General features: G+C 72.3%; 19 protein-coding genes, 1 tRNA gene and 1 pseudogene. 8 read left to right on the forward strand and 13 right to left on the reverse strand.

The annotated features are described in order from the left end of the window. From OXG55_15375 to OXG55_15420, 10 genes and pseudogenes are all read right to left on the reverse strand, one after another. Window positions 1–856, reverse strand: an 856-nt coding sequence (locus OXG55_15375; protein ID MCY4104617.1) for a hypothetical protein, incomplete at its 3' end; no start/stop codon positions are given. Between the two features lie 87 nt (window positions 857–943). Beyond that, entirely contained in the window at window positions 944–1,177 is a 234-nt protein-coding gene (locus OXG55_15380) for a hypothetical protein (GenBank protein MCY4104618.1), read from the reverse strand. A gap of 63 nt (window positions 1,178–1,240) precedes the next feature. After that, window positions 1,241–1,540 (reverse strand): hypothetical protein, encoded by a 300-nt coding sequence (locus tag OXG55_15385; protein MCY4104619.1) that lies wholly within the window; start codon window positions 1,538–1,540, stop codon window positions 1,241–1,243. 49 nt (window positions 1,541–1,589) lie between these two features. Further along, entirely contained in the window at window positions 1,590–3,389 is a 1,800-nt protein-coding gene (locus OXG55_15390; GenBank protein ID MCY4104620.1) for an SH3 domain-containing protein, read from the reverse strand. After that, on the reverse strand, window positions 3,386–3,937 hold the full coding sequence (locus OXG55_15395; protein ID MCY4104621.1) for a SigE family RNA polymerase sigma factor: 552 nt from the start codon (window positions 3,935–3,937) through the stop codon (window positions 3,386–3,388). The genes OXG55_15390 and OXG55_15395 overlap by 4 nt, the downstream gene beginning before the upstream one ends. 246 nt (window positions 3,938–4,183) lie before the next feature. Beyond that, window positions 4,184–4,639 carry a MarR family transcriptional regulator gene (locus OXG55_15400; GenBank protein MCY4104622.1) on the reverse strand — a complete coding sequence of 152 codons (456 nt, stop codon included), beginning with the start codon at window positions 4,637–4,639 and terminating at the stop codon, window positions 4,184–4,186. A gap of 282 nt (window positions 4,640–4,921) precedes the next feature. Continuing rightward, the gene (locus OXG55_15405; protein MCY4104623.1) at window positions 4,922–5,668 is read right to left on the reverse strand and encodes a hypothetical protein; all 747 of its coding nucleotides are present in this window, start codon (window positions 5,666–5,668) and stop codon (window positions 4,922–4,924) included. A gap of 301 nt (window positions 5,669–5,969) precedes the next feature. Continuing rightward, window positions 5,970–6,125 carry a hypothetical protein gene (locus OXG55_15410; GenBank protein MCY4104624.1) on the reverse strand — a complete coding sequence of 52 codons (156 nt, stop codon included), beginning with the start codon at window positions 6,123–6,125 and terminating at the stop codon, window positions 5,970–5,972. Window positions 6,126–6,319: 194 nt separating this feature from the next. Further along, window positions 6,320–6,589: pseudogene (locus tag OXG55_15415) on the reverse strand (ATP-binding protein). A 748-nt stretch (window positions 6,590–7,337) separates the two neighbouring features. Further along, window positions 7,338–7,411: transfer RNA gene (locus OXG55_15420), tRNA-Ala, on the reverse strand. Between the two features lie 93 nt (window positions 7,412–7,504). Between OXG55_15420 and leuS the strand changes: the two genes are divergently transcribed. Next, window positions 7,505–9,979, forward strand: coding sequence for a leucine--tRNA ligase (gene leuS, locus OXG55_15425; protein ID MCY4104625.1), 2,475 nt, complete (start codon window positions 7,505–7,507; stop codon window positions 9,977–9,979). Here leuS and OXG55_15430 read toward each other — a convergent pair. Further along, entirely contained in the window at window positions 9,963–11,042 is a 1,080-nt protein-coding gene (locus OXG55_15430; protein MCY4104626.1) for a TIGR03617 family F420-dependent LLM class oxidoreductase, read from the reverse strand. The two genes, leuS and OXG55_15430, sit on opposite strands and share 17 nt — an antisense overlap. Before the next feature lie 43 nt (window positions 11,043–11,085). Continuing rightward, entirely contained in the window at window positions 11,086–12,138 is a 1,053-nt protein-coding gene (locus OXG55_15435; protein MCY4104627.1) for a phosphotransferase family protein, read from the reverse strand. Window positions 12,139–12,320: 182 nt separating this feature from the next. Here OXG55_15435 and OXG55_15440 point away from each other — a divergent pair, with 182 nt between their 5' ends. From OXG55_15440 to OXG55_15455, 4 genes are all read left to right on the forward strand, one after another. Further along, complete coding sequence (locus OXG55_15440) at window positions 12,321–12,980, forward strand: ComEA family DNA-binding protein (GenBank protein MCY4104628.1); 660 nt, start codon at window positions 12,321–12,323, stop codon at window positions 12,978–12,980. 122 nt (window positions 12,981–13,102) lie between these two features. Next, window positions 13,103–14,887 carry a ComEC/Rec2 family competence protein gene (locus OXG55_15445; protein MCY4104629.1) on the forward strand — a complete coding sequence of 595 codons (1,785 nt, stop codon included), beginning with the start codon at window positions 13,103–13,105 and terminating at the stop codon, window positions 14,885–14,887. A 10-nt stretch (window positions 14,888–14,897) separates the two neighbouring features. Then, window positions 14,898–15,779: a dihydropteroate synthase gene (gene folP, locus OXG55_15450; protein ID MCY4104630.1), complete on the forward strand. Its 882-nt coding sequence runs from the start codon at window positions 14,898–14,900 to the stop codon at window positions 15,777–15,779. Next, complete coding sequence (locus OXG55_15455; GenBank protein ID MCY4104631.1) at window positions 15,776–16,813, forward strand: hypothetical protein; 1,038 nt, start codon at window positions 15,776–15,778, stop codon at window positions 16,811–16,813. The genes folP and OXG55_15455 overlap by 4 nt, the downstream gene beginning before the upstream one ends. 12 nt (window positions 16,814–16,825) lie before the next feature. Here OXG55_15455 and rpsT read toward each other — a convergent pair whose 3' ends face one another. Then, window positions 16,826–17,101: a 30S ribosomal protein S20 gene (gene rpsT / locus OXG55_15460; GenBank protein ID MCY4104632.1), complete on the reverse strand. Its 276-nt coding sequence runs from the start codon at window positions 17,099–17,101 to the stop codon at window positions 16,826–16,828. Between the two features lie 331 nt (window positions 17,102–17,432). Between rpsT and lepA the strand changes: the two genes are divergently transcribed. From lepA to OXG55_15475, 3 genes are read left to right on the forward strand one after another with little or no spacing between them, the layout of a single operon-like run. Beyond that, the gene (gene lepA, locus OXG55_15465; GenBank protein ID MCY4104633.1) at window positions 17,433–19,220 is read left to right on the forward strand and encodes a translation elongation factor 4; all 1,788 of its coding nucleotides are present in this window, start codon (window positions 17,433–17,435) and stop codon (window positions 19,218–19,220) included. Window positions 19,221–19,253: 33 nt separating this feature from the next. Then, the gene (gene hrcA / locus OXG55_15470) at window positions 19,254–20,270 is read left to right on the forward strand and encodes a heat-inducible transcriptional repressor HrcA (GenBank protein ID MCY4104634.1); all 1,017 of its coding nucleotides are present in this window, start codon (window positions 19,254–19,256) and stop codon (window positions 20,268–20,270) included. 21 nt (window positions 20,271–20,291) lie between these two features. Beyond that, a complete protein-coding gene (locus OXG55_15475; GenBank protein ID MCY4104635.1) occupies window positions 20,292–21,380 on the forward strand; it encodes a J domain-containing protein in 1,089 nt (362 codons plus the stop codon).

The following is a 21,380-nucleotide window of genomic DNA, read 5'->3' on the forward strand; positions in this document are numbered from 1 at the left end:
CGTTCTCGCCGCTGAATCCGTGGATGACCGTCAAAGTGGGGAGGTCGCTGGGGCCGGCCGGGGGCGGCGGCGGCGGGGGTTCGGGCGGCGGCGGCGGTGGCGGTTCGGGCGGTGGCGGTGGTGGCGGCTCGGGCGGCGGCGGCGGTGGCTCGGGCGGCGGCGGCGGTGGCTCGGACGGCGGTGGCGGCGGGGGCTCGGGCAGCGGCGGAACGGCGGCAGCCTCCTCGCGAGCTTGCCGCGCCGCCTCCGCGGCCTCGGCGGCGACCTGCGCGGCCTCTTCCGCTGCCGCTTGGGCCTCGGCCAAGGCCGCCTCGGCGGCCGCGAGGGCGGCTGCTTCATCGCCGGTGTCGGCCTCCGCCTGCTCGGCAGCGGCCTGCGCGGCCTCGGCTGAGTCTTCTGTCGACGACGGTTCAGGTGCGGGCGCCGATGGCGGGGGTTCGGGTGCGGGCGCCGGTGGCGGGGGTTCGGGTGCGGGCGCCGGTGGCGGGGGTTCGGGTGCGGGCGCCGGTGGCGGGGGTTCGGGTGCGGGCGCCGGTGGCGGGGGTTCGGGTGCGGGCGCCGGTGGCGGGGGTTCGGGTGCGGGCGCCGGTGGTGCGGGTTCGGGTGCGGGCGCCGGGGGTTCCGGCGGCAGGGGCGCCGGCTGCTTGTCCGCCGGTGCCGGTGGAGGAGCCGCGGCGCTCTCGATGGCTGGCGGCGCCGCTGTGGGTGCCGGCGCGGCGGCCTCGGCGGTCGGAGCGGGGGGCGGGGTGCTGACCTGCGCTGGCTCGGTGCCGCTGCAGGCCGCGGCGACCATAGCCGCCAGCGCCACCATCACCACGGCGTGCAGCCCGAGCGCCACGGGAGGATGCCTGTTCACCCTTGCGGTTCGGGTTGCGCCGTGGTCCTTCACAGGTGACGGCACTCTACCGAGGTGGCGCCTGGGATCGTCCGCGGCCGCGGTCCTTCATAGGGACGCGGCCCTGGCGAGCACGTCGGCCGTGTCGATCCCACCGAGGCCCCCCTCGACGTACTCGCCGTCGGGGGAGAACAGCGCCCACGCCGGCTGGGTGGCGACGCCGAGCTGAATCCACGAGTCGAAGGACTCGTCCCAGAGCATCGGGAACGCCGACACTCCCGTGTTCTCCACGAAGGTCTGCGCCAGATCCAGGTCGTCCTGCGTTCCCAGGCCGATGACCATGATCTCGTCTCCGTGATCTCGAGCGAACTGCTCGACGCCGGGTGCCTCCCGGGCGCAGATCGGTCAATGCGGCGCCCAGAACCACGCCAGGATCGGCCGGTCGGCGGGCGCCAGTGAGGACAGCACGAAGCTCTCGCCGCTGACGACGTCTACGACCGTGACCGCGGGAAGATCGTTGGCCGGATCCCGGGGGGCCGGTGCAGGCGCCGGGTCGGCGGGAGGAGCAGCCGGCGGGGTGCTGACCTGTGACGGTTCGCTGTCGGCGCAGGCTGCCGCCGTGACCGTCGCGGCGGCCAGGGCGACGGCGAGAAGCCGGGTCATGCGGGAGGAAACAGACCGGCGGGCGAGGCGGTTCTCGTTCACGACGCCGCCGACCTTAGCGCCGCAGCCGGCAGGTCAGCGGTCGTTACGGCTACGGCTGGATCCAGATGGCCTCGACAGCGGCGACCCGGGGCCCGTCGGGCGACAGGAAGTCGAAGATGGCGCTGATCTGCGCCCGTGGCGGAGTCGGCTGCTCGTCGGTGTCGTCGGTCTCCTCGGGCGGGGTTGGAAGCGCGGGAGGCAGGTCGGACCCCTCGCCCGTACCGGCCTGCGTCGTCGTCGTGGTCGTGGTGGGGATCGGCGGGGGCAGGACCGAACTCTGGACCGCCGAGCGGTAGATCGAGACGTACGCCAGCGAGGCGAAGTCGCCGTGCGGTTCGCCGAGTGGTCCGGGCGTGTTCACCGTGACGGTGGCGCCGTCGCCGCTGCCGTCGATCCACAGCAGGTCGGCCAGCGAGGACGTCGCAGAACCGTCGCGTGGCGACGTCGTGTCCACCGGTATGGACCACCAGTCGCTGACGGACGCCGCGGCGGTCGACACGACGGTGAGATCGCCGACGTCGGCACCCCATCGCAGCACGAGGCCCGCTGGCAGGAGGGCGGACGATTCGAGCCCGGGGCCGGTCGTGAGCCGGCGCGCCAGGTTCTCCATCGCGGCACGCGTCGTGCTGTCGATCGAGAGTGGTTGCGCCACGATCGTCCGGGTCGACACCCAGCCCGTGCTGCCGGCGGCGGTGACGACCTCGGCCCAGGCGTCGCTGCCGCTGCCGGAGCGGCCGGCGGTGAGGCGGGTGCCGTCTCCCAGGACGCCCAGTTCCTCGGCGTCGTCGTCGGGCCCGGCGCGGATCACCGCGCTCACGTCGCCGATCGTGTGGGCGGTCACCTCGCTGGTCCGGCTGGTGTAACCGGCGCCGTCCCGGATGTGGATCCGGCAGGAGCTGCCGGCGAGGGCGCCGAAGGCGGCGCAGTCGCCGTCGAGGCGGTACTCGGCGACGTCGAAGTCGCTGAACTGGAACACGGTGGCGTTGAGTTGCGTGAGGAATTGCTCGGCCGTGATGTCGTCGTCGCCGCCGAACGCGTCGGCAAGGCCGGCCGGGAGATCGATCGTCAACCACCGGTTGCTCGTCATGGTCGTCACCGCCGTGGCGTTGTCGCCGCTGAGCCCCCGGAACCCGGCGCTGCTGTCGGCCTCGTTGGGGCCGCCGAGCAGGATCCCCAGCGCGGTCGGAAGGTTGTTGGCGGCGGCGGCCCGTTGACGCGGCGCCGCGTCGCTCTCACCGCAGGCGAAGTACACGGTTACCAACTCCGATGTGGCGTCGCTGCCGTCGCTCCCGGGCTGCTCCAGGCACGCCGGTGTCTCGGTGGCCGGCGCCTCGGCGGCGACGGCCTCGCCGTCGTCGGGAGTTGTGTCCGTCGCCGGCGCGGGATCGGCCGGAGGTGCCGGCGTGACCGGTGGGGGCGGTGTCGGCGGCGTCGGCGGCGTCGGCGGCGTCGGCGCAGGAGTGGTGGTGATCCGCCCGGAGTCGCTCGCCTGCGGATCGGCCTCGGCAACCGCCGGGGGAGCGGGAGTCGGGGGCTGGGGGGTCGGCGGCGGCTCGGCTACCGTCGGTGCCACCGCGGCCGGATCGGCGGTGCCGGCCACCGGCGCGGTCTCGGTCTGAATCGGCGATGTTGCGCTGGGTCCCGTCACGGAAACCGAGATGACGACGGCGATCGCCGCGCAGGCCGCAGCCGCCAGGACCAGGGCCGGCCGCAGGCGAACTTCGGGCACTCGCAGCACCCGTGGCCGGCGACCCGCTCGACGCTGGATCTCGAAGAGGGCGCCGGGCGACACCTCGACGCCTTCCGCCCGCTGTGCGAAAGCGTCTCGGAGGCGTTCCTCGATGCTCACGACGGCTCCTCCGCCGTGTCCTCTTCGGGCGGCGTCAGTTTCCGCTCCAGGGTTGCCAGACCGCGGCTGGCGTGCGTCTTGACCGATCCCGGGGAGATGCCGAGCGTCTCGGCGATCTCGGCCTCGCTGAGATCCAGGTAGTACCGCAGGGTCAGCACCTCCGACTGCCGTCGCGGCAGGCTGCGAACGGCGTCGATCAGGGCATCGCTCTGCAGCTGCTCGAGCGCGCCGGCCTCGGCGCTCTCGGCGGGGGGCGCCGCCTCGGGTACGACGCGCCGGCGCACCATGCGCCTGCGCATACGCGAGCGTGCCCCGTTCATGACCATGCTGCGCAGGTAGGCGGCCTCCTTGCCCTCCTCGGGGCGAGTGGTGAGGGTGTGCATCTTCACGAAGGCGTCCTGCACGACTTCCTCGCAGCTCCCCACATCATCGAGGAGCAGGGAGGCGAGGCGAACGAGATCCTTGTAATGGTCGGCGAACAGCCGGACCAGAAGGTCATCTTGGGTCTCGCTTCCTCGTGGGCCGCCTCGCCGCTGTGGGGCGCTCATGGCTGCAGGCTCATGACTCGGTGCAGGTTCGTTTCAACCTACGCAGGTACAGACGCCCGAAGTCCTGCGCGCGTTGACAGCGCCGGCGAAGAGATTCCCCGAGTTCATAGTGATCGCCGACAACCTAACCAGCAGGATCGCCGAACGGCGGCACGGGTGACGCCGGAGCCGCTGCGGGGCGGCCGCCGGACAGGGGCTCGGGCGGCCCGGCGGTTATGCGCCGCGCGCCGGTCGCGCCGGAGGCTGTCAGGAGTCGGGCGCCGCCTCGACCTTGGCGTCACACATCTGCTCGAACGCCTGCACCAGGCCGGTCAGCTGCTCGGCCTGCAGATGATCGGCCAGCGAGCGGAGTCGTTCGTGGCCGATCATCCAGAACCTGTCGGCAGCCCGGCGTCCCTGCTCGGTGAGTTCACAGATGACGACCCGGCGGTCTTTCGGATCCGAGAGACGTGTGGCCAGACCCCGATCGACGAGACGGTCCACGACGGTCGTCGTGGCCGATACGGCGATCCCCAGTGCTCCCGCGATGGTTCCCATCCGCTGCGGACCCTCCCGCTCGAGAAGGAAGAGCGTCTTCGCTTGGGGGATGGTCAAGTCGAGGTCCTGCCACTCGCTTAGTCGATCGAGCCGCAGTTGCCTGTTCAGGTGCTCCACCGACTCGACGAGCCGCTGGGTCAGTTCTTCCCGCGATTTTGTTTGCATCGGATCCACCTACTGTCCGGCGACTTGTAGCGCGAATCCGCCTTCTACGCTTCTACAGCCGCAGGACACTAAGACTAGGTCAATACCTTCGGCGGTGCGCGGCAGGTTCATCTGCAACAGGCTAAGCAGGACCCGCAGAGTGAGAGTCGCAATGGAATTCTCTTCGCCGGCCCGCCGGCCATCCATTGATTCAATCTGAGGAATTCACCGCACGATCATATGAGCATCGTCTGCCTACGGATCTACGGGCGTGTGGATCCCCCAGTGCCGCGGTGGGTCGGCTCACGGCGCCGGCGGCTGTCCGCTGTCGAGATGCTCGAGGGCTTCGGCGATGCCCTTCAGGGAGAATTCGGCGCGGGCGAGCAGGGTCGCTGCCTGAGCGGGGCGGCCGAACCCGACTCCGCGGGTGAGTTGCTCCGCCGATTCCCAGCTCGCGCGGTCGTACAGGGCGACGGTCAGCGAGCGGGCATCGGCGGCTGTGGCGTCGCCGACGAGGGACCGGCGGGTAGTCCAGTGCGACGTGCTGGCGCCGATGTACTGCGGCCTCCGCGTCCACGCGTCGTGTGTCCAGTCGCCGGCCCCGAGGCGGTGCCGCACGAGAACGTCCGAATCGCCCCATGGCCAGATGTTCCGCCACGTCACGAGGTTGATCCAGTGCCGGGCGGAGTCGCAGGCAATGGTCAGCAGCGCGGGCGTGTCCGGCCAGCCGGACACGTTGTGGCCGGAGTACTCGTAGCTGGTGGCGGGTGTGCTGATGTGCGGGTCGCCCGCGTCGGTGTAGTCGAGGATCCACCGTCCTACCTGCGACCACGTTTGCAGCGCCGGCACCGGCGGCTCCTGCGGCGACGGGGTTGGCGCAACCGGGGCCACCCCCGCGCCTGCCATCGGGCTGTGGGGTGGGGGTGTCGCCGCGCCGGTGAAGGAGCACGAGGCATACAGCCAGCGGCCGGCGCGAGCGCCGGGGTAGGCGAACAGGCGCGGCAGGGGAAGCCATTGCCCGGACTCGCCGACCTGCGCTGCGCTACCCACCGCGGCGGCTCCGGACTCTGGGCCGCGTGAGACGGTTCGGGGAACACTCCCCCCGCGCTGCCGGCGCTCCTCGCATTGCGCCGGCAGCGCGGCCGCCGAGGGCGGCACGGGGAGCGGCGGGCCGGACCTGGGGAGATCGAGGCCGGCGCCGCAGATTCGAGGGACGCTGCCGAGACGACTCGCTCACTGTCGGGGGCCTTGTGCCTGCCAGGGGCGAGTACCTGGCGAGCCACGGTCGCTGAGGTGGCCTGCGATCAGGCTCACATCTCTCCACGGGATCCGAAGAGGGAGCGCACGGCGGCTAGGAGAGAGCGGCGTACTGGATCCAGTAGACGTCCCCGTTCCCGTCCGGACAGGGCGGGAATCGGTCTCCCTCGTTGAGGTCGGCTTGGATGAGATGTTCGCAGATCGAGATGTACTTTCCGGGTTTGTCACAGGTCTCGCCGGTTGCGGGCATCGGCGTCTCCTCATGGTCGGGGACGATGCTGACCGTGTGGAATCAGGCGTGAACCCTAGCGAAGGATATGATGGGACGTATACCTAGTGACCTAGATATGTGAGTCTGCTCACCATTGTGTCAATGGCCAGTGGGGTCTGCCCAGTGGCGGCCAGCAGAGTTGCCTGCTGGCGGCCAGGTGTTCTGCCCGCGGTTTAGTTGGTCAGTGGCGTCACCCCCTTTCCGGCGGTGGCTTGGGTGAAGCGGATGCTGTCACCGGCGGTGAGGACGATGTGGGCGTGGTGCAGGAGCCGGTCGACGGTGGCGTTGGCGATGGTCTTGGGCATCGATTCGTCGAACCCGGCGGGGTGAAGATTGCTCGACAAGGCGATGGATCGTTTCTCGTATGCGGCGTCGACGACGCGGTAGAGCGCTTCGGCGGTGGCGGCGCTGACTGGCAGCAGGCCTATGTCGTCGCTGATGATGTCGTCGGCGCGCCGGCGTTGTCCGGGCGGGTGTGCAGCCAGGATCGAAGCCGGGTCGCCGTCTGCGAAGCGGCCGTAGGTCGCGGCGTGGCCGAGCGCCCAATCGACGCGTGTGTGGCCGTGGAGTCGGGCCGGGTCGACGGCTTGGGCCATCTTGGTCTTGATCCGCGACGTGCCCGCGGAGGCGGCTTCAACGAGCCAGGTGTGGGCGCCGTCGCCGATCGCGAGGAACTCGGCTTCGGCCGCGCTGGCGGCTTCGGCTGCGCCCCGAGCGGCCCTGTTGGGCGCGGCGGGTAGTGGGCGTCGTCGATCATCGGGTGCCCAGGCGTCGAACGCTGGTGGCGGGCGACCTCGACTGGGCCCGAGGATGCGCAGTGCACCACGACGATGTGGTCGCCGTCGATGCGCGCCCGCACCGTCTCATCGGCCAGGGTGTGCGGGACCGAGTAGGTCACCCCGCCGAGGTGGACCCCGACGGGAGACGGACTTCAACGCGGGCAACTCCGTTGGCCGCCACTGGGCAGAACTGCTGGCCGCCAGCGGGCAGCTACATGGCCGCCACCGGGCAGGCTCTCATGGCCGCCGACAATCCGTCACGGAGAGAATCTGGCGTGTCGAATCCCTCAGGCAAGTTGGGCGGTTGGGCGCCCCTGTCGAGCGCAACACGAGTGCATGCGCGAAGTGATGGCAAGATCTGACCGGAGCGACATGCAGGCAGGTCAGAACGCACTTCGAGCGCTGTTCTCGGTGGAGCTAACGGGACTCGAACCCGTGACCTCTGCCATGCCATGGCAGCGCTCTAGCCAACTGAGCTATAGCCCCGGCGGCAGCAGGTTACCAAGCACGTCGCCCTCTGCCTGCTGCGACCGGGCCCCGGATCGTCTGAAGGCGTACCGGGCCATCTAGCATCGGGGCGTGCAGGACCACTACGACGCGGTGGCGCTCGAAGGGCGCTGGCAGCAGCGCTGGCGCGACGAAGGCACCTACGAGATCGACAACGACGATCCGCGCCCGCCGTACTACGTCCTCTCGATGTACCCCTACCCGAGCGGTCCCGCCCACATGGGCCACGTGCGGAACTACACGTTCGGGGACCTGCTGGTGCGCTACCGCACGATGCGGGGCGACGGGGTGCTGTCGCCCATCGGCTTCGACAGCTTCGGCCTGCCGGCGGAGAACGCCGCCATACGCACGGGCGAGCATCCCCGGACCTTCACCGAGGCTCGCATCGCCGAGCTCTCCTCCTCGCTCGAGCGCATCGGGGCGGTCTACGACCTGCGGCGGGTGATCTGCAGCCACGACCCCACCTACATCCACTGGACGCAGTGGATCTTCCTGCGCCTATTCGAGGCCGGGCTGGCGTACCGGGACTCGGCCCCGGTCAACTGGTGCCCGGGGTGCCGGACCGTGCTGGCCAACGAGCAGGTGCTGCCCGACGGCACCTGCGAGCGCTCCGGCGACCCCGTGGAGCACCGCGAGTTGGCGCAGTGGTTCTTCCGTATCACCGCCTACGCCCAGCGCCTGCTCGACGACACGGCCGGCATCGACTGGCCCGAGCGGGTCAAGAACATGCAGCGGAACTGGATCGGCCGCTCCGAGGGCACCGAGTTGGGCCTCCCCATCGCCGACGCCGAGGGCCGCCCACGTCACGACGTGCCGCCCGTGGAGGTGTTCACGACCCGTCCCGACACCGGCTTCGGGATCACCTACGCGGTGCTGTCCCCCGAGCATCCGCGGGTCGACGAGTTGATCGCCCCGTCGCACCGGGCCGCCGTCGAGGAATTCCGCCGCTCGGTGGCGACGCAGAGCGAGATGGAGCGCCTGTCCACCGAGGGTCTCCTCGACAAGCGGGGCGTGGCCTGCGGAACGTCGCTCATCAACCCCTTCACCGGCCGGCCCGTGCCGCTGTACCTGGCCGACTACGTGCTCATGACCTACGGCACCGGGGCCATCATGGGCGTCCCGGGGGAGGATCAGCGCGACTGGGAGTTCGCCGTGGCCCACGGCCTGCCGATCGTGCGCACGGTGCAGCCGCCGGAGGGCTGGAACGGCGAGGCCTACAGCGGCGAGGGGCCCTCCATCAACAGCGAATGGATGGACGGCCTGGCGGTGGCCGACGCCATCGAGCGTGCCGCCGACTGGCTGGAATCGGAGGGTCTGGGGCGGCGCAAGGTGAACTACCGCCTGCGCGACTGGCTGGTGTCGCGGCAGCGCTTCTGGGGCTGTCCCATCCCCATGGTGCTGTGCGAGGCGTGCGGCTACCGGCCCGTGGCGGAGTCGGACCTGCCGATCCTGCTGCCCGACGACGTGGACTTCCTGCCCACCGGGCAGTCACCGCTGAACGCCCACGCCGGGTTCCTGGAGGCCTCCTGCCCGGACTGCGGAGGTCCGGCCCGGCGCGAGACCGACACCATGGACACCTTCGTGGACTCGTCGTGGTACTTCCTGCGCTTCGCCGACCCCACCAACGGCGGGGCCCCGTTCTCGGTGGAGGCGGCGGCCCGCTGGCTGCCGGTGGACCAGTACATCGGCGGCATCGAGCACGCCATCCTGCACCTCATGTACGCCCGCTTCTTCACCAAGGCGCTGGCCGACATCGGCGTGGCCCCGGCGGGCCTCAGCGAGCCGTTCGCCCGGCTGTTCACCCAGGGCATGATCCGCCTCGGCGGCGCCAAGATGTCCAAGAGCAGGGGCAACCTCGTGGCGCCGGAGGAGATCCTGGACCGCCAGGGTGCCGACGCGCTGCGCCTGGCGCACCTGCAGGTGAAGCCGCCGCAGGACGACGTGGACTGGGAGGACTTCGGGATCGACGGGTGCGCCAAGTTCCTCGGCCGCGTCTGGCGGTTGGTGACCGGGGAGGCGCACGCCGGCGTCCCCGTCCGGTCCGGCGCACTCGCCGCCGACGACACCGAGATCGATCGCGGCGCCCACCGGCTGGTGGATCGCGTGACCCGCGACTTCGAGCGCTGGTCGTACAACACCGCGGTGGCGGCCTGCATGGAGTTCACCAACGACCTGTACCGCTACGTGCAGGCGCCGGGGGGTCCGCACGGGGAGACCCTGGACGGGGCGATCGACCGGCTGCTGCTGGTGATGGCCCCGATGGTGCCCCACATCACCGCCGAGCTGTGGGAGCGGCGCCGCGGCCGCCACATCCACACCGAGCCGTGGCCGGTCGCCGATCCGGCGAAGCTCGCCGCCGAACGGGTGACGCTCGTCGTTCAGGTGAACGGCAAGGTGCGCGACCGCCTCGAGGTGGACGCCGCCATCGGCGAGTCCGAGGCGGTGGAGCACGCCCTCGCCTCCGAGCGGGTACAGCGCCACCTGGACGGCACCAGCCCCCGCCGGGTCATCGCCCGGCCCCCCAAGCTGGTCAACCTGGTGGTCTGAGGGGATCCGGCGTCGTCGGCCGCCGGTCCGCGACGGCCCTGCGGAGTTGCTCCAGCAGGAGGGCCCAGCTCTGAGGATCGGTGCCGCGGTCTGTCGAGGCGCTGTCGAAGGTGGTCACCAGCGTGAGCCGGTCGACCAGGTCGCCGTAGCGTTCCGCCAGGATCGCCGCGGCCTCGGCGGGCGTCCCGACCGCGGCGATGGTGTGAAGCATCTCGTCGTCGATCACGTCGGCCATCTCGGCCCAGCGTCCCTTGACCGAAAGAGCGTGCAGTTCGGTCTGGGCGTCGCCCCAGCCGTGATGCTCCAGGACGCCCCGGTAGGCCGGCGTGGATCCGTAGAACGCGATCCTCATGCGCATCGTGCGGCAGTGCTCCTCGAACGCCTCTGCGGTATCCGCCGCGACTGCCATCGCGAGCAGCGAGACCCGGACCTCGCCACCCGGCCGCCCGCCGGCCGCCTCTCCCTCGCGCAGCGCGGGCAGCGTGACGTCGCGCACGTAGTCCGCGGTGGTGAAGCCGTGGCAGTGCAGGCCATCGGCCACCTGCCCCGCGGTCCGGGTCATGAGGGGCCCGACGGCGGCCAGGTAGACATCCGGTCGACGGTGCGGCTGCGGCGGCGGCACGAACATCGGGTTGGTCAGCGTGTGCTGGTAGAAGTCGCCACGGAAGTTCAACTTCCCCCCCGTCTCCCAGGCGTCCCAGATGGCGTGCAGGGCCTCGATGTACTCCCGCATCCGCGCTGCCGGGCGGGACCAGGGCATGCTGAAGCGGCGCGTGATGTGGGGTTTGATCTGCGAGCCCAGCCCGAGAATGAAGCGACCGCCGGAGAGCAGTTGCAGGTCCCACGCCGCGTGGGCCGTGGTCATGGGGTTGCGGGCGAACGCCACGGCGATGTTGGTGCCCAACTCCAAGTGCTCGGTGTGCTGAGCGGCCGCCACGAGCGGGAGGAACGGGTCGTGGTTCGTCTCGCTCGTCCAACCACCGTCGTAGCCGCCCTCTTCGAGTTGCCGGGCACGCCGCGCCGCTGCGGTCGGATCCGATCCGAGCGTGGCGTCCAATCGCATCGTGGTCTCCCGTCCTGTCCGGTGTCGTCGTGTCGCGGCGCGCCTACCGCACGAGGGCGGCGTGGTGGGTGGCCCGGGCCACGAGGCCGTCGATGCGGACCGCGAAGCTCTCGATGCCCTCCAGGGGCGCCTTGTCGCCCATGGCGCCGGCCAGGTAGCGAGCCTGCACGCCGATGAGGATGCAGGCGAGGCGCCAGGCGCCCCACGCCAGGTAGAAGTCGATCTGATCCAGCGAACGTCCCGAGCACTCGGCGTAGGCCTCCAGCAGCTCCGCCCGCGAGTAGAAGCCCTCGACCGCGGTGGGGGCGTTGTCCAGGGCCTGCGTGTCCTCGCCGGGCTCGCTCCAGTACGTGAGCAGCATCGCCACGTCCGCGAGCACGTCGCCGAGGGTGCAGAGCTCCCAGTCCAGGACGGCGCGCACCTGCCCGTCGTCGCCGACGATGCAGTTGTCCAGCCGGTAGTCGCCGTGCACGATGCCGGTGGTGCTCTGTTCGGGAATCCGCGCGGCGAGGTGATCGTGCACGGCGCGGATCTCGGGCCGTTCGACGGTGTCGGTGTCGGTGACCTGGCGCAGCCAGCGGCGCAGCTGGCGGGCCACGTAGCCCTCGCGCCGACCGTGGTCGGCGAGGCCCACGGCGTCGGGGTCGAAGCTGTGCAGTCGGGCGAGCACCTCCACGAGGGAACGGCTGAGGGCGCGCCGCGTGTCGTGCGGCAGGTCGGCGGCCTCGCCGGCGTCGCGGATCACCGAGCCGTCCACGTGCTCCATGACGTAGAAGGGAGCGCCGTTCACGGAGGGATCGGTGCACAGCCCCAGCGGTCGCGGCACCGGGAACCCTTCGGGGTGCAACGCCGCGATCGCACGATGCTCGCGCCCCATGTCGTGGGCGGTGGCCAGCACGGTGTGCAGCGGGGGTCTGCGCAGCACCCAGCGCCGGCGCCGCGTGTCGCTCACGACGAAGGTCATGTTGGAATGTCCGGCCTCGATCAGCGAGAACCTCAGCGGGGGACGGGCGGCGGGCACGTGCTCGCCGAACCAGGCCGTCACCGCCTCGGCGTGGATGCCCTCGGGAGCGGCGGTGCTGGGGATGGTGCTCATGGGACGCCCGTCACGCTACCGCCGGGCCGCGCGGCGAGTCGGCGGGCGCCCGCATCCATTGCCGGAGCCTGCAGGGTTGGCGCAGCGGGCCGGCGGCCTCTGGCCGGCAATGATATGAAAAATCAGTAGAAATATTGAAATAACTTCTAGAGGCGGTAGATATTCAGCCTGTGGGCCCGGAGATGGCTGACAGCTGGAAGCGCCGGGTGGAGTCCGTCTCCTGGCGCGCTGTCGCCGGCGCGGCGGCGGTCGTGCTCGTGGCGGTGGGGGGCTGCCTCGCCCTGCGATCCGAGGAGCGTGCCGCGGCGGTCGTGCTCCCCCGTGCGAGTCCCGTGGCGCCGGTGACGAGCGCCTCGGGCGGCCCGGGGTCGCAGGACGCCGAGATCGTGGTGCACGCCGCCGGTGCGGTGGCGCGGCCCGGCGTCTACCGGCTGGCGCCCACGGCGCGAGTCGTGGACCTCCTGGAGGCGGCGGGCGGTCCGGTCGCCGGCGCCGAGCTCGGCGGGATCAACCTGGCGGCGCCCCTGGCCGACGGTGCGCGCGTTCACTTTCCCCGTTCGGGCGAGGAACCCCCGGCGGAGGTGGCCATCGTGGAAGCACCCCCCGGGCAGTTCGGCGCGGGCGCCGGCGCCGGGGCCTCGCCGGTGCCGGTGGACCTGAACGAGGCCGGCGCCGCCGAACTCGAGTCGCTTCCGGGCATCGGCCCGGTCACCGCCGCAGCGATCGTCGCCCATCGCCAGCGCGAGGGCCCGTTCCGCTCCGTCGAGTCGCTGCAGGAGGTCACCGGGATCGGCCCGGTGAAGCTCGGCCGCATCGAGGACCTGGTGACGGTCACACCGTGAGTGGCGGCGCTGCCGGCGATGGCCGGGAGCCTCCTCGCCGTCCGGCCGAACGATCCGCCCGCCGGCCCCCGGCGGACGATCCGGCGTCGCAGCCGGCCGGCCCGGCCGGCCCGGCTCGGGCCATGTCCGATCGCTGGACCTACCTCCTGGCCGGCTGCGTCGTGGCCGGTGCGGTGGTGCCGGCTCCGGGCCCCCGGCTGGTGGCGCTGGGCTGCGTGCTGGGCGCCCTGGCGCTGCGGCGGCCGTTGCTGCTCTGCGCCGCCGCGGGGCTGCTGGCGTCGTTCTCGGCCGCGGCGGCCGCCGCCGGCGTGAGCGCCGCCGTGCAGCCGGGCCCCTTCGAGGGCCGCATCGTGCTGGTGGCGGACCCGGCGGCCCGCAACGGGGCGACCCGCGCCGTTGCCGACACCTCGCGGGGGCGCTTGGAGGTGTGGGCCTGGGGCGGGGCGGGTGCCCGGCTGTCGGGGCTGGCGGCCGGCGAGGTCGTGGAGGTGACCGGCCGGGTGGCGCCGGCTGCGGGCGACTCCCCGCGGATGCGAAACGCCGGGATGGTGGGGCGCCTCACGGTCGGCGAGGTCGGCGCCACCCATCCCGGCGCCCCGCACTACCGGGTCGCCAACGCCCTGCGGGAGGTTCTGATGCGGGGCGCGGCGTCACTCGGGACCGAGGACCGCGCGCTGTTCAGCGGCCTGCTGATCGGCGACGACCGGGACCGCTCGCCCCGGACGGCCGATGACTTCCGCGGGGCGGGGCTCACCCACCTGCTGGCGGTCTCCGGGCAGAACGTGGCCTTCGTGCTGCTGCTGGTGGCGCCGCTGGCGATGCGGCTCGGCCTGTGGGGGCGGTGGCTGGCGATCCTGGCGGTGCTGGGCCTGTTCGCCACCGTCACCCGCTTCGAACCGTCGGTGCTGCGGGCGACGGCCATGGCCGCCATAGCGGTGAGCGTGTGGCTGGCGGGACGGCAGGTCTCGGGACGGCGCATCCTGGCGCTGGCCGTGGCGGGGCTCTTGCTCGCCCAGCCACTGCTGATTCACTCGCTGGCGTTCCGCCTGTCCGTGGCGGCCTCGGCGGGGATCCTCTTCTGGGCGCCGCGCCTCGCCGAGCGGATCGCCGGGCCGCGGCCGCCGGCCAAGGCCCTGGCGGTCACGGTGGCCGCGCAGCTGGCGGTGGCGCCCCTGGTGATCCCGGTCTTCGGCGGCATCCCGGTGGCGGCGCTGCCGGCCAACCTGCTGGCGGCGCCGGCCGCGGCGGCCGTGATGATGTGGGGGCTGACCGGGGGTTTCGCGGCGGGCCTGCTCGGAGAGCCGTTGGCCACGTGGCTGCACCTGCCCACCCGGGGGCTGCTGGTCTGGATCGAGGGCGTGGCTGCCACGTTCACCGGTATGCGGCTCGGCCAGATGCGCATGGGGCACGTGCTGCTGCTCGGCGCCGCTCTGGCGATCGTCGTGGCCGCCCGGCGCCGGCGCGGCGCGGTCCTGATCGCCTGGCTGGCGGCCGGGGCCGTCCTCGTGGCGCCGCTGCTGGCGGACCGGGCCCGGCCGGCGCCGAGGGCGCAGGTGCTGGCCGTCGGTTGGGAGTCCACGCTGTGGCGGACTCCCCGCAGCGCCGTGCTGCTGCTGGGCGGCGGCGAGAGCACCGAGCGGCTGCTGGGGGACATCCGGATGGCGGGCGCCGAACGGATCGACCTGATCGTGGCCTCCGGCGGCGGCAGGTCGGTGCCCGGGGACGTCGCCGTGCTGCGGCAGCGCTACGGGCCCGCGGCCGTCTGGGCGCCCGCCGGGAGCCGGATCGCCGGGGCCACGGTTCCGGTGGCCGGTTCGGTCGCCGCCGTCGGTGACATCGTGGTGACCGTCGAGGGGGGCGGTGAGCGGCTCGAGGTCCGGGTGAACGTCGCCGCAGGCGGCGGGTAGCGTCGCGGTCGTGCTGCTGGAGTTGGGCGAGCGCCGCTACGACCTCGCCGAGCGCCCGCTGGTGATGGGAATCCTCAACCGCACACCCGACTCGTTCTTCGACGCCGGCGAGTACTGGGGCTTCGACGACTTCTTGAGCCGGGCCGAGCGGCTCCGGCGCGACGGCGCCGACATCCTCGACGTGGGCGGCGTCAAGGCCGGACCCGGCAGCGAGGTGACCGCGAGCGAGGAGCTCGAGCGCGTCGTGCCCGCCATCGAGGCCCTCGCCGCCCGCTTCGACGTGGCGCTGTCGGTGGACACCTGGCGCGCCTCGGTGGCCGAGGCGGCCTACGCCGCCGGGGCCGTGCTGGGCAACGACATCAGCGGCTTCGCCGATCCCGATTTCCTGCCGGTCGCCGCCGAGGCCGGCGCCGCCGTGGTGGCCTGCCACGTGCGGCTGGCGCCCCGCTACGCCGACCCGGACCCCGTCTACGAGGATCTGCTGGGCGAGGTGCGGAGCTACCTGGCCGAGCGGGCCTCCTGGGCCGACTTCGCCGGGCTGGGTCCGACCCGGGTGCTGTTGGATGCCGGGCTGGACCTCGGCAAGACCCCCGCCATGTCGGCCGCACTGCTGCGCCGCAGCGACCACCTGGCGGCGCTGGGCTATCCGATCCTGCTGTCGGCCTCCAACAAGGGGTTCCTGGGCCGGCTGTGCGGGACCGAGCTGGGCGAGCGCCGCGCCGGCAGCATCGCCGCCCACGCGCTGGGCAGCTTCGCCGGCTGCGGGGTGATCCGGGCCCACGACGTGCGCGGCACCCGGCGCGTCGTGGAGGTCGCCACCGAGCTGCGCCGGCGCAGCGGGCGAAGCGCCGGCGGGACCGGTGTGCCGGCTGGGACGGGAGCGGCGCCATGAGCTCGCCGGCCGGGATCGAGTTGGTGTCCGGCGGCGACCCTGCGGCGCTCTCGCGGCTGGTGCGCGATTCCCTCACCCGGCTCGTGGGGGATGCCGACAGCGCTCTCGTCGTGACCGAACTGGGGGAGGAGGCCTATACCTCCGCCGACGGCACGCTCGCCATGTCGCCGGTCATCGACGCCGCCCAGACGCCGCCGATGCTGAGCGACTACCGGGTCGTCGTGGCCCGGCACCTGGGCGTGTTCCCCGCCGCCGAGGTCGACCCGCTGGTGGACTACCTGGCCGCGCCGCTCGAGACGACGCGCCTGCTGCTCGTCTGGGAGAAGGGTGCCGCCCAGACCCAGAACCGGCCCCTGCCGGCCGCGCTCGCGGCCGCGGTCGAGGCGGCCGGGGGCGTCTGCCATCGCGCCGAGGTGGGGCGGGGCCGGGCAGGGAAGGCCTGGCTGGGCGAGCAGCTGGCTGCCTCTCCCGTGCGGTTGGATCGCGCCGCGGCCGACCTGCTCGCCACTCACCTCGGTGAGAACCGGACCCGCGTCTGGGCGGTGCTGGACACCCTGGAGGGGGCCCACGGTTCCGGGGCCCGCCTGGGTGCCGCCGAGGTGGCCCCGTTCCTGGGAACGCGGGGGACGGTGCCGCCGTGGGAACTCACCGACGCCATCGGCCGCGGCGACATCGCCGGCTCGCTGGGCTGCCTGCAGCGCCTCTGCGGCCCCGAGGCGATGCACCCGATGCAGATCGTGGCGATCCTGCGGAACCACTTCGACCGCATCCTGCACCTCGACGGGTCCGGAGCCCGCGACGAGGCGGCTGCGGCCGAGGTGCTGCGTGAGGCGGGCCTGCTGCAAAAGGGGGGCTCCACGTTCCCTGCCCGGGGGGCGCTGGCGGCGTCCCGCCGGCTCGGTCCGGAGGGGATCCGCAGTGCGGTGGCGCTGCTGGCCGCCGCCGACCTGGACCTGCGCGGTCGGACGGCGCTGGAACCCGAGGTGACCCTGGAGCTGCTCGTCGCCCGCCTCAGCCGGCTGCACCGCCGCTGAGGCGACGCCGCCTCAGCCCTCCTCGCCGGCGTTGATGCGGGCGATGCGGCGGGTCAGCCGGGACTTCTTGCGGGAGGCGGTATTGGAGTGCAGGACGCCCTTGGCGGCCGCCGAGTCGATGCGCTTGACGGCCATACGGAGCTTCTCGGCCGCGTCCTCCTCGCCGGCTCGTGCCGCCGCCTCGGCGCCGGCGCTGCGCGTGTTGATCTCCGACCGCACCGACCGGTTGCGCAGCCGTCGCTTCACGTTCTGGCGGTTCCGCTTGATCTGGCTCTTGATGTTGGCCACGTTGTCCCTCGCGATCGCTGTCGGGATGAGCCGGCGGTTCCGCATCGGCGTCCGGCTCGGGGTGCCCGAATCGACCCGTGCATGCTACCGAGGGCGGCACGCGTCCCATCCCCGGCGCGGTGGAGGGCGAACCCCGCCCGCCCGGCGTGTCGACCGATCGTGCCCTGGGGCGGCGACCTGCGACGGGTCCGGACGCGGCCGGTCACCCGATGGCCGGTAGCATCGCGTGCAGGAATCCCGGGCGCCCGCCCGCTTCCCCGCCCGCTCCGGCCGATGCCGGCGAGCCCGCCGAGTGCCCGGTCCGGGCGCCGGGGCCGCCGCTTTCGAGGTCATGGATCAGTCCCGCATACGCAACGTGGCGATCATCGCCCACATCGATCACGGGAAGTCCACGCTGGCCGACCGCTTCCTGGAGATCTGCGAGGCGGTGGAACCGCGCGCCATGCGCGCCCAGTACCTGGACTCGATGGACCTGGAGCGTGAGCGCGGCATCACCATCAAGCTGCAGAGCGTGCGGCTGTCCTACGGCCCGTGGTGGATCAACCTGATCGACACACCCGGGCACGTGGACTTCGGCTACGAGGTGTCGCGGTCGCTGGCGGCCTGCGAAGGCGTCATCCTGCTCGTGGACGCCGCCCAGGGCATCGAGGCGCAGACCCTGGCCAACGCCGCGATGGCGCTGGAAGGCGACCTCACGATCGTGGCGGCGCTCAACAAGCTGGACCTGCCGGCCGCCGACCCCGACCGGGTGGCCGGCGAGATCGAGCAGGTCCTCGGGATCCCGGCCGCCGAGGTGCTGCGCATCTCGGCGAAGACGGGCGAGGGCGTGCGGGAATTGCTCGACACGATCACCGCGCAGGTCCCGCCACCCGCCGGCGACCCCGCAGCGGCACTGCAGGCCCTCGTCTTCGACTCCCACTTCGATCAGTACCGGGGGGTGGTGAGCTCGATCCGGGTCGTGCAGGGCACGCTCAGGTCCGGCTCGCAGGTGCGCTTCATGCAGGCCGCGGCGACCCACGAGACCCAGGAGATCGGGGTGCGCGCCCCGACGCCGACGGCGGTGGGCGAACTCGGTCCCGGTGAGGTGGGATACCTCATCGCCGGCGTGAAGAACACCGCCGAGGCGCGCGCCGGCGAGACGGTCACCGAGGCCGACCGCCCCGCGCCGGACCCGCTCGTGGGGTACCGCGAGCCCAAGGCGATGGTGTTCTGCGGCCTCTATCCCATCGACGGCGACGAGTACCTCGACCTCCGCGACGCGCTCGACAGGCTCCGGCTCAACGACTCCAGCTTCAGCTACACCCCCGAGACCTCCACCGCTCTGGGCTTCGGCTACCGCTGCGGGTTCCTGGGGCTGCTGCACATGGAGATCATCACCGAGCGGCTCGAGCGGGAGTTCGATCTGGACATCATCGCCACGACGCCGTCGGTGGAGTACCGGGTGCGCACGACGGCGGGCACCGAGGTGGCCGTGGACAGCCCCAGCCGGTTGCCGCCGGCGGGGGAGGTGGCCGCCATCGCCGAGCCCTTCCTGCTGCTCACCATCATCGCCCCGGCACGTTGCACGGGGACGCTCATGGAGCTCTGCCAGAAGCGCCGGGGCAACCTCCGGGGCATGGACTACCTGTCGCCGGAGCGGGTGGAGTTGCGCTACCGGCTGCCGCTGGCGGAGGTTGTGACCGACTTCTACGACCTGCTCAAGAGCCGCACCCAGGGCTACGCCAGCCTGGACTACGACGCCGACGGTTACGAGGACTCCGACCTGGTGAGGGTGGACATCCTGCTGCAGCACGAGCCGGTGGACGCCTTCAGCTCGATCGTGCACCGCAACGAGGCGTACTCCTACGGGCGGAAGATGACCGCCAAGCTGCGCGAGTTGATCCCGCGCCAGCAGTTCGACGTGCCGATCCAGGCCGCCATCGGCAGCCGGATCATCGCCCGGGAGACGGTCAAGGCCTACCGCAAGGACGTCACCGCGGGCCTCTACGGCGGTGACGTCACCCGCAAGCGGAAGCTGCTGGAACGCCAGAAGGCCGGGAAAAAGCGGATGAAGGCGATCGGCAGGGTGGAAGTGCCGCCCGAGGCGTTCGTCTCGGCGCTGCGGATGCCCTCCGGCTAGGCCCGCCGAGGGGGGCGGTAGTATCGGATGACCATGGGTTCTCGTTCCGATGCCCTGTCGCCGCGCAAGGAGGAGGTCCTGCGCGCCGTGGTGGAGTGCTATATCGCCGGCGCCTCCCCGGTCGGCTCGGGCACCGTCTACGAATCGCAGGACTTCGGTGTCTCCCCAGCGACGATCCGCAAGGAGATGCTGGTGCTGGAGCAGGCCGGGTACCTGCAGCAGCCGCACACCTCCTCGGGCCGGGTTCCCACCGAGGCCGGCTACCGCTACTTCGTCGACGCCCTCATGGCGCCCTACAGCCTCGGGCCGGTGGAGGGGCGCCAGATCAGCGAGTTCTTCGAGCACGCCCACGGCGAGCTGGGCTCGGTCCTGGCGTCGCTCTCCTCGTTGCTCGCGGACGTGACGCGCTGTGCCGCCGTCGTGGTCGGTCCTCGCGCCGACTCCGCCGTGGTCCGGTCGGTGCAGTTGGTGGAACTCTCCGGCCACGTGGTGCTCCTCGTGGCCGTGCTGTCCACGGGCGCCGTGGAGCAGCGGGCCCTCGAACTGGACGCCGCCCCGCTTGCCGCCGACGTGGATCACGCCGCCGAGGTGCTCGCCCGGACGCTGGTCGGCAGGCCGGTCGACACCGAGGTCCCGGTCGAGGGGCTGCCCACCGGCGTCGCCCGTCTGGTGTCGGCGGCGGCGGATGCCCTGCGCGCCGTCGAGGGCGGGCTCGCCGAGCACCTCTTCGTCGGCGGGCACGCCACGGTCGTGCGCTCCTTCGGCGCCGTCGAGACCGCCCAGCGGATCCTGACGCTCCTCGAGCGGCACTACGCGGTGGTCTCGCTGCTGCGGGACATCATGGACCGGGGAATGAAGGTCGCCATCGGCGGCGAGACGGGGCTGGTGCCCCTCAGTGAATGCTCGGTGGTGGTCTCGCCCTACCTCGTGGAGGGACGCCGGGCGGGCTCCATCGCGGTGCTGGGCCCGACCCACCTCAACTATCCCCAGGCGATGGCGACGGTGGCGGTGATCAGCCGGCAGCTCGGCCGGATGCTGAGCGGCGGCTAGGGCCGACCTTCCTTCGATCACATGGCCGAGCGCGACTACTACGACGTGTTGGGCGTGTCCCCGCAGGCGACCGCGGAGGAGATCAAGCAGGCCTATCGGCGCCTGGCGCGGGAATCCCACCCCGATCGCAACCCCGACGATCCCGGCGCCGAGGAGCGTTTCAAGGAGCTCGCCGCCGCCTACGAGGTGCTGAGCGACCCGGAGCGGCGCGCCAACTACGACCGGTTCGGCACCGCCGAGGCCCCCTCCAACCCGTTCGACATCTTCGCCGCGTTCTTCGGCGACGCCGGCTTCGGCGGCTTCGGCGCTCCCGGCCGCAGCGCCGCGGCAACCGGTGCCGACGTCGAGACCACCCTGGAGCTGGATCTCGCCGACGCCGTCTTCGGCGGCGTGCAGGAGCTGACCGTGACCCTGGCCGTGCCCTGCGAGGACTGCGAGGCCACCGGTGCCGCGGCGGGCACCGAGGCGACGACCTGCGGCGACTGCGCCGGCAGCGGTCAGGTTCGTCAGGTGCGCTCCTCGCTGCTGGGCCAGATGGTCACGGCGGGACCGTGCCGCCGCTGCTCGGGACTCGGCCGGTACGTCGAGCGCCCGTGCCGCGCCTGCCGGGGACAGGGGCGCATCCGGGGTGAGCGGACGTACTCCCTCGACGTGCCCCCCGGGGTGGACACGGGTACCGTGCTGCGGCTACCCGGGCGGGGAGGCGTGGGGCTGCGCGGCGGACCCCACGGTGATCTCTACGTGCAGGTGCGGACGCGCCCGCACGCCACCCTGCAGCGCCGAGGTGACGACCTGCTGGCGATCGTGGAGATCCCCATGACGCAGGCCGCCCTGGGCGGCAAGGTCACCCTCGACACGCTCGACGGCCCGATGGAGTTGCGCGTCGTGCCGGGCACGCAATCCGGCCAGACGATGGTGTGCCGCTACAAGGGGGTGCCTCGGGGTCGGGGCAGGGGACGGGGCAACCTGCTGGTGGAGTTCGTGGTGCAGACACCCGAAGACCTCGACGGCGAGCAGGCCGAGTTGGTGCGCGAGCTGGCGCGCCTGCGGGGCGAGGACATCGACGCCGGCGGGTTGCGCAGCAAGCTCCGCTCCACCTTCGGCTCCTGA

Source organism: bacterium (genome assembly GCA_026708055.1).
Lineage (GTDB): Bacteria > Actinomycetota > Acidimicrobiia > Acidimicrobiales > CATQHL01 > VXNF01.

Coding starts and splice junctions, on each gene's coding strand:
- lepA (MCY4104633.1), top strand. CDS start 17,433: ATGGATCAGTCCCGCATACGCAACGTGGCGATCATCGCCCACATCGAT.
- OXG55_15455 (MCY4104631.1), top strand. CDS start 15,776: ATGAGCTCGCCGGCCGGGATCGAGTTGGTGTCCGGCGGCGACCCTGCG.
- OXG55_15440 (MCY4104628.1), top strand. CDS start 12,321: ATGGCTGACAGCTGGAAGCGCCGGGTGGAGTCCGTCTCCTGGCGCGCT.
- hrcA (MCY4104634.1), top strand. CDS start 19,254: ATGGGTTCTCGTTCCGATGCCCTGTCGCCGCGCAAGGAGGAGGTCCTG.
- OXG55_15395 (MCY4104621.1), bottom strand. CDS start 3,937: ATGAGCGCCCCACAGCGGCGAGGCGGCCCACGAGGAAGCGAGACCCAA.
- OXG55_15475 (MCY4104635.1), top strand. CDS start 20,292: ATGGCCGAGCGCGACTACTACGACGTGTTGGGCGTGTCCCCGCAGGCG.
- OXG55_15435 (MCY4104627.1), bottom strand. CDS start 12,138: ATGAGCACCATCCCCAGCACCGCCGCTCCCGAGGGCATCCACGCCGAG.
- OXG55_15430 (MCY4104626.1), bottom strand. CDS start 11,042: ATGCGATTGGACGCCACGCTCGGATCGGATCCGACCGCAGCGGCGCGG.
- OXG55_15410 (MCY4104624.1), bottom strand. CDS start 6,125: ATGCCCGCAACCGGCGAGACCTGTGACAAACCCGGAAAGTACATCTCG.
- OXG55_15400 (MCY4104622.1), bottom strand. CDS start 4,639: ATGCAAACAAAATCGCGGGAAGAACTGACCCAGCGGCTCGTCGAGTCG.
- OXG55_15380 (MCY4104618.1), bottom strand. CDS start 1,177: ATGGTCATCGGCCTGGGAACGCAGGACGACCTGGATCTGGCGCAGACC.
- OXG55_15445 (MCY4104629.1), top strand. CDS start 13,103: ATGTCCGATCGCTGGACCTACCTCCTGGCCGGCTGCGTCGTGGCCGGT.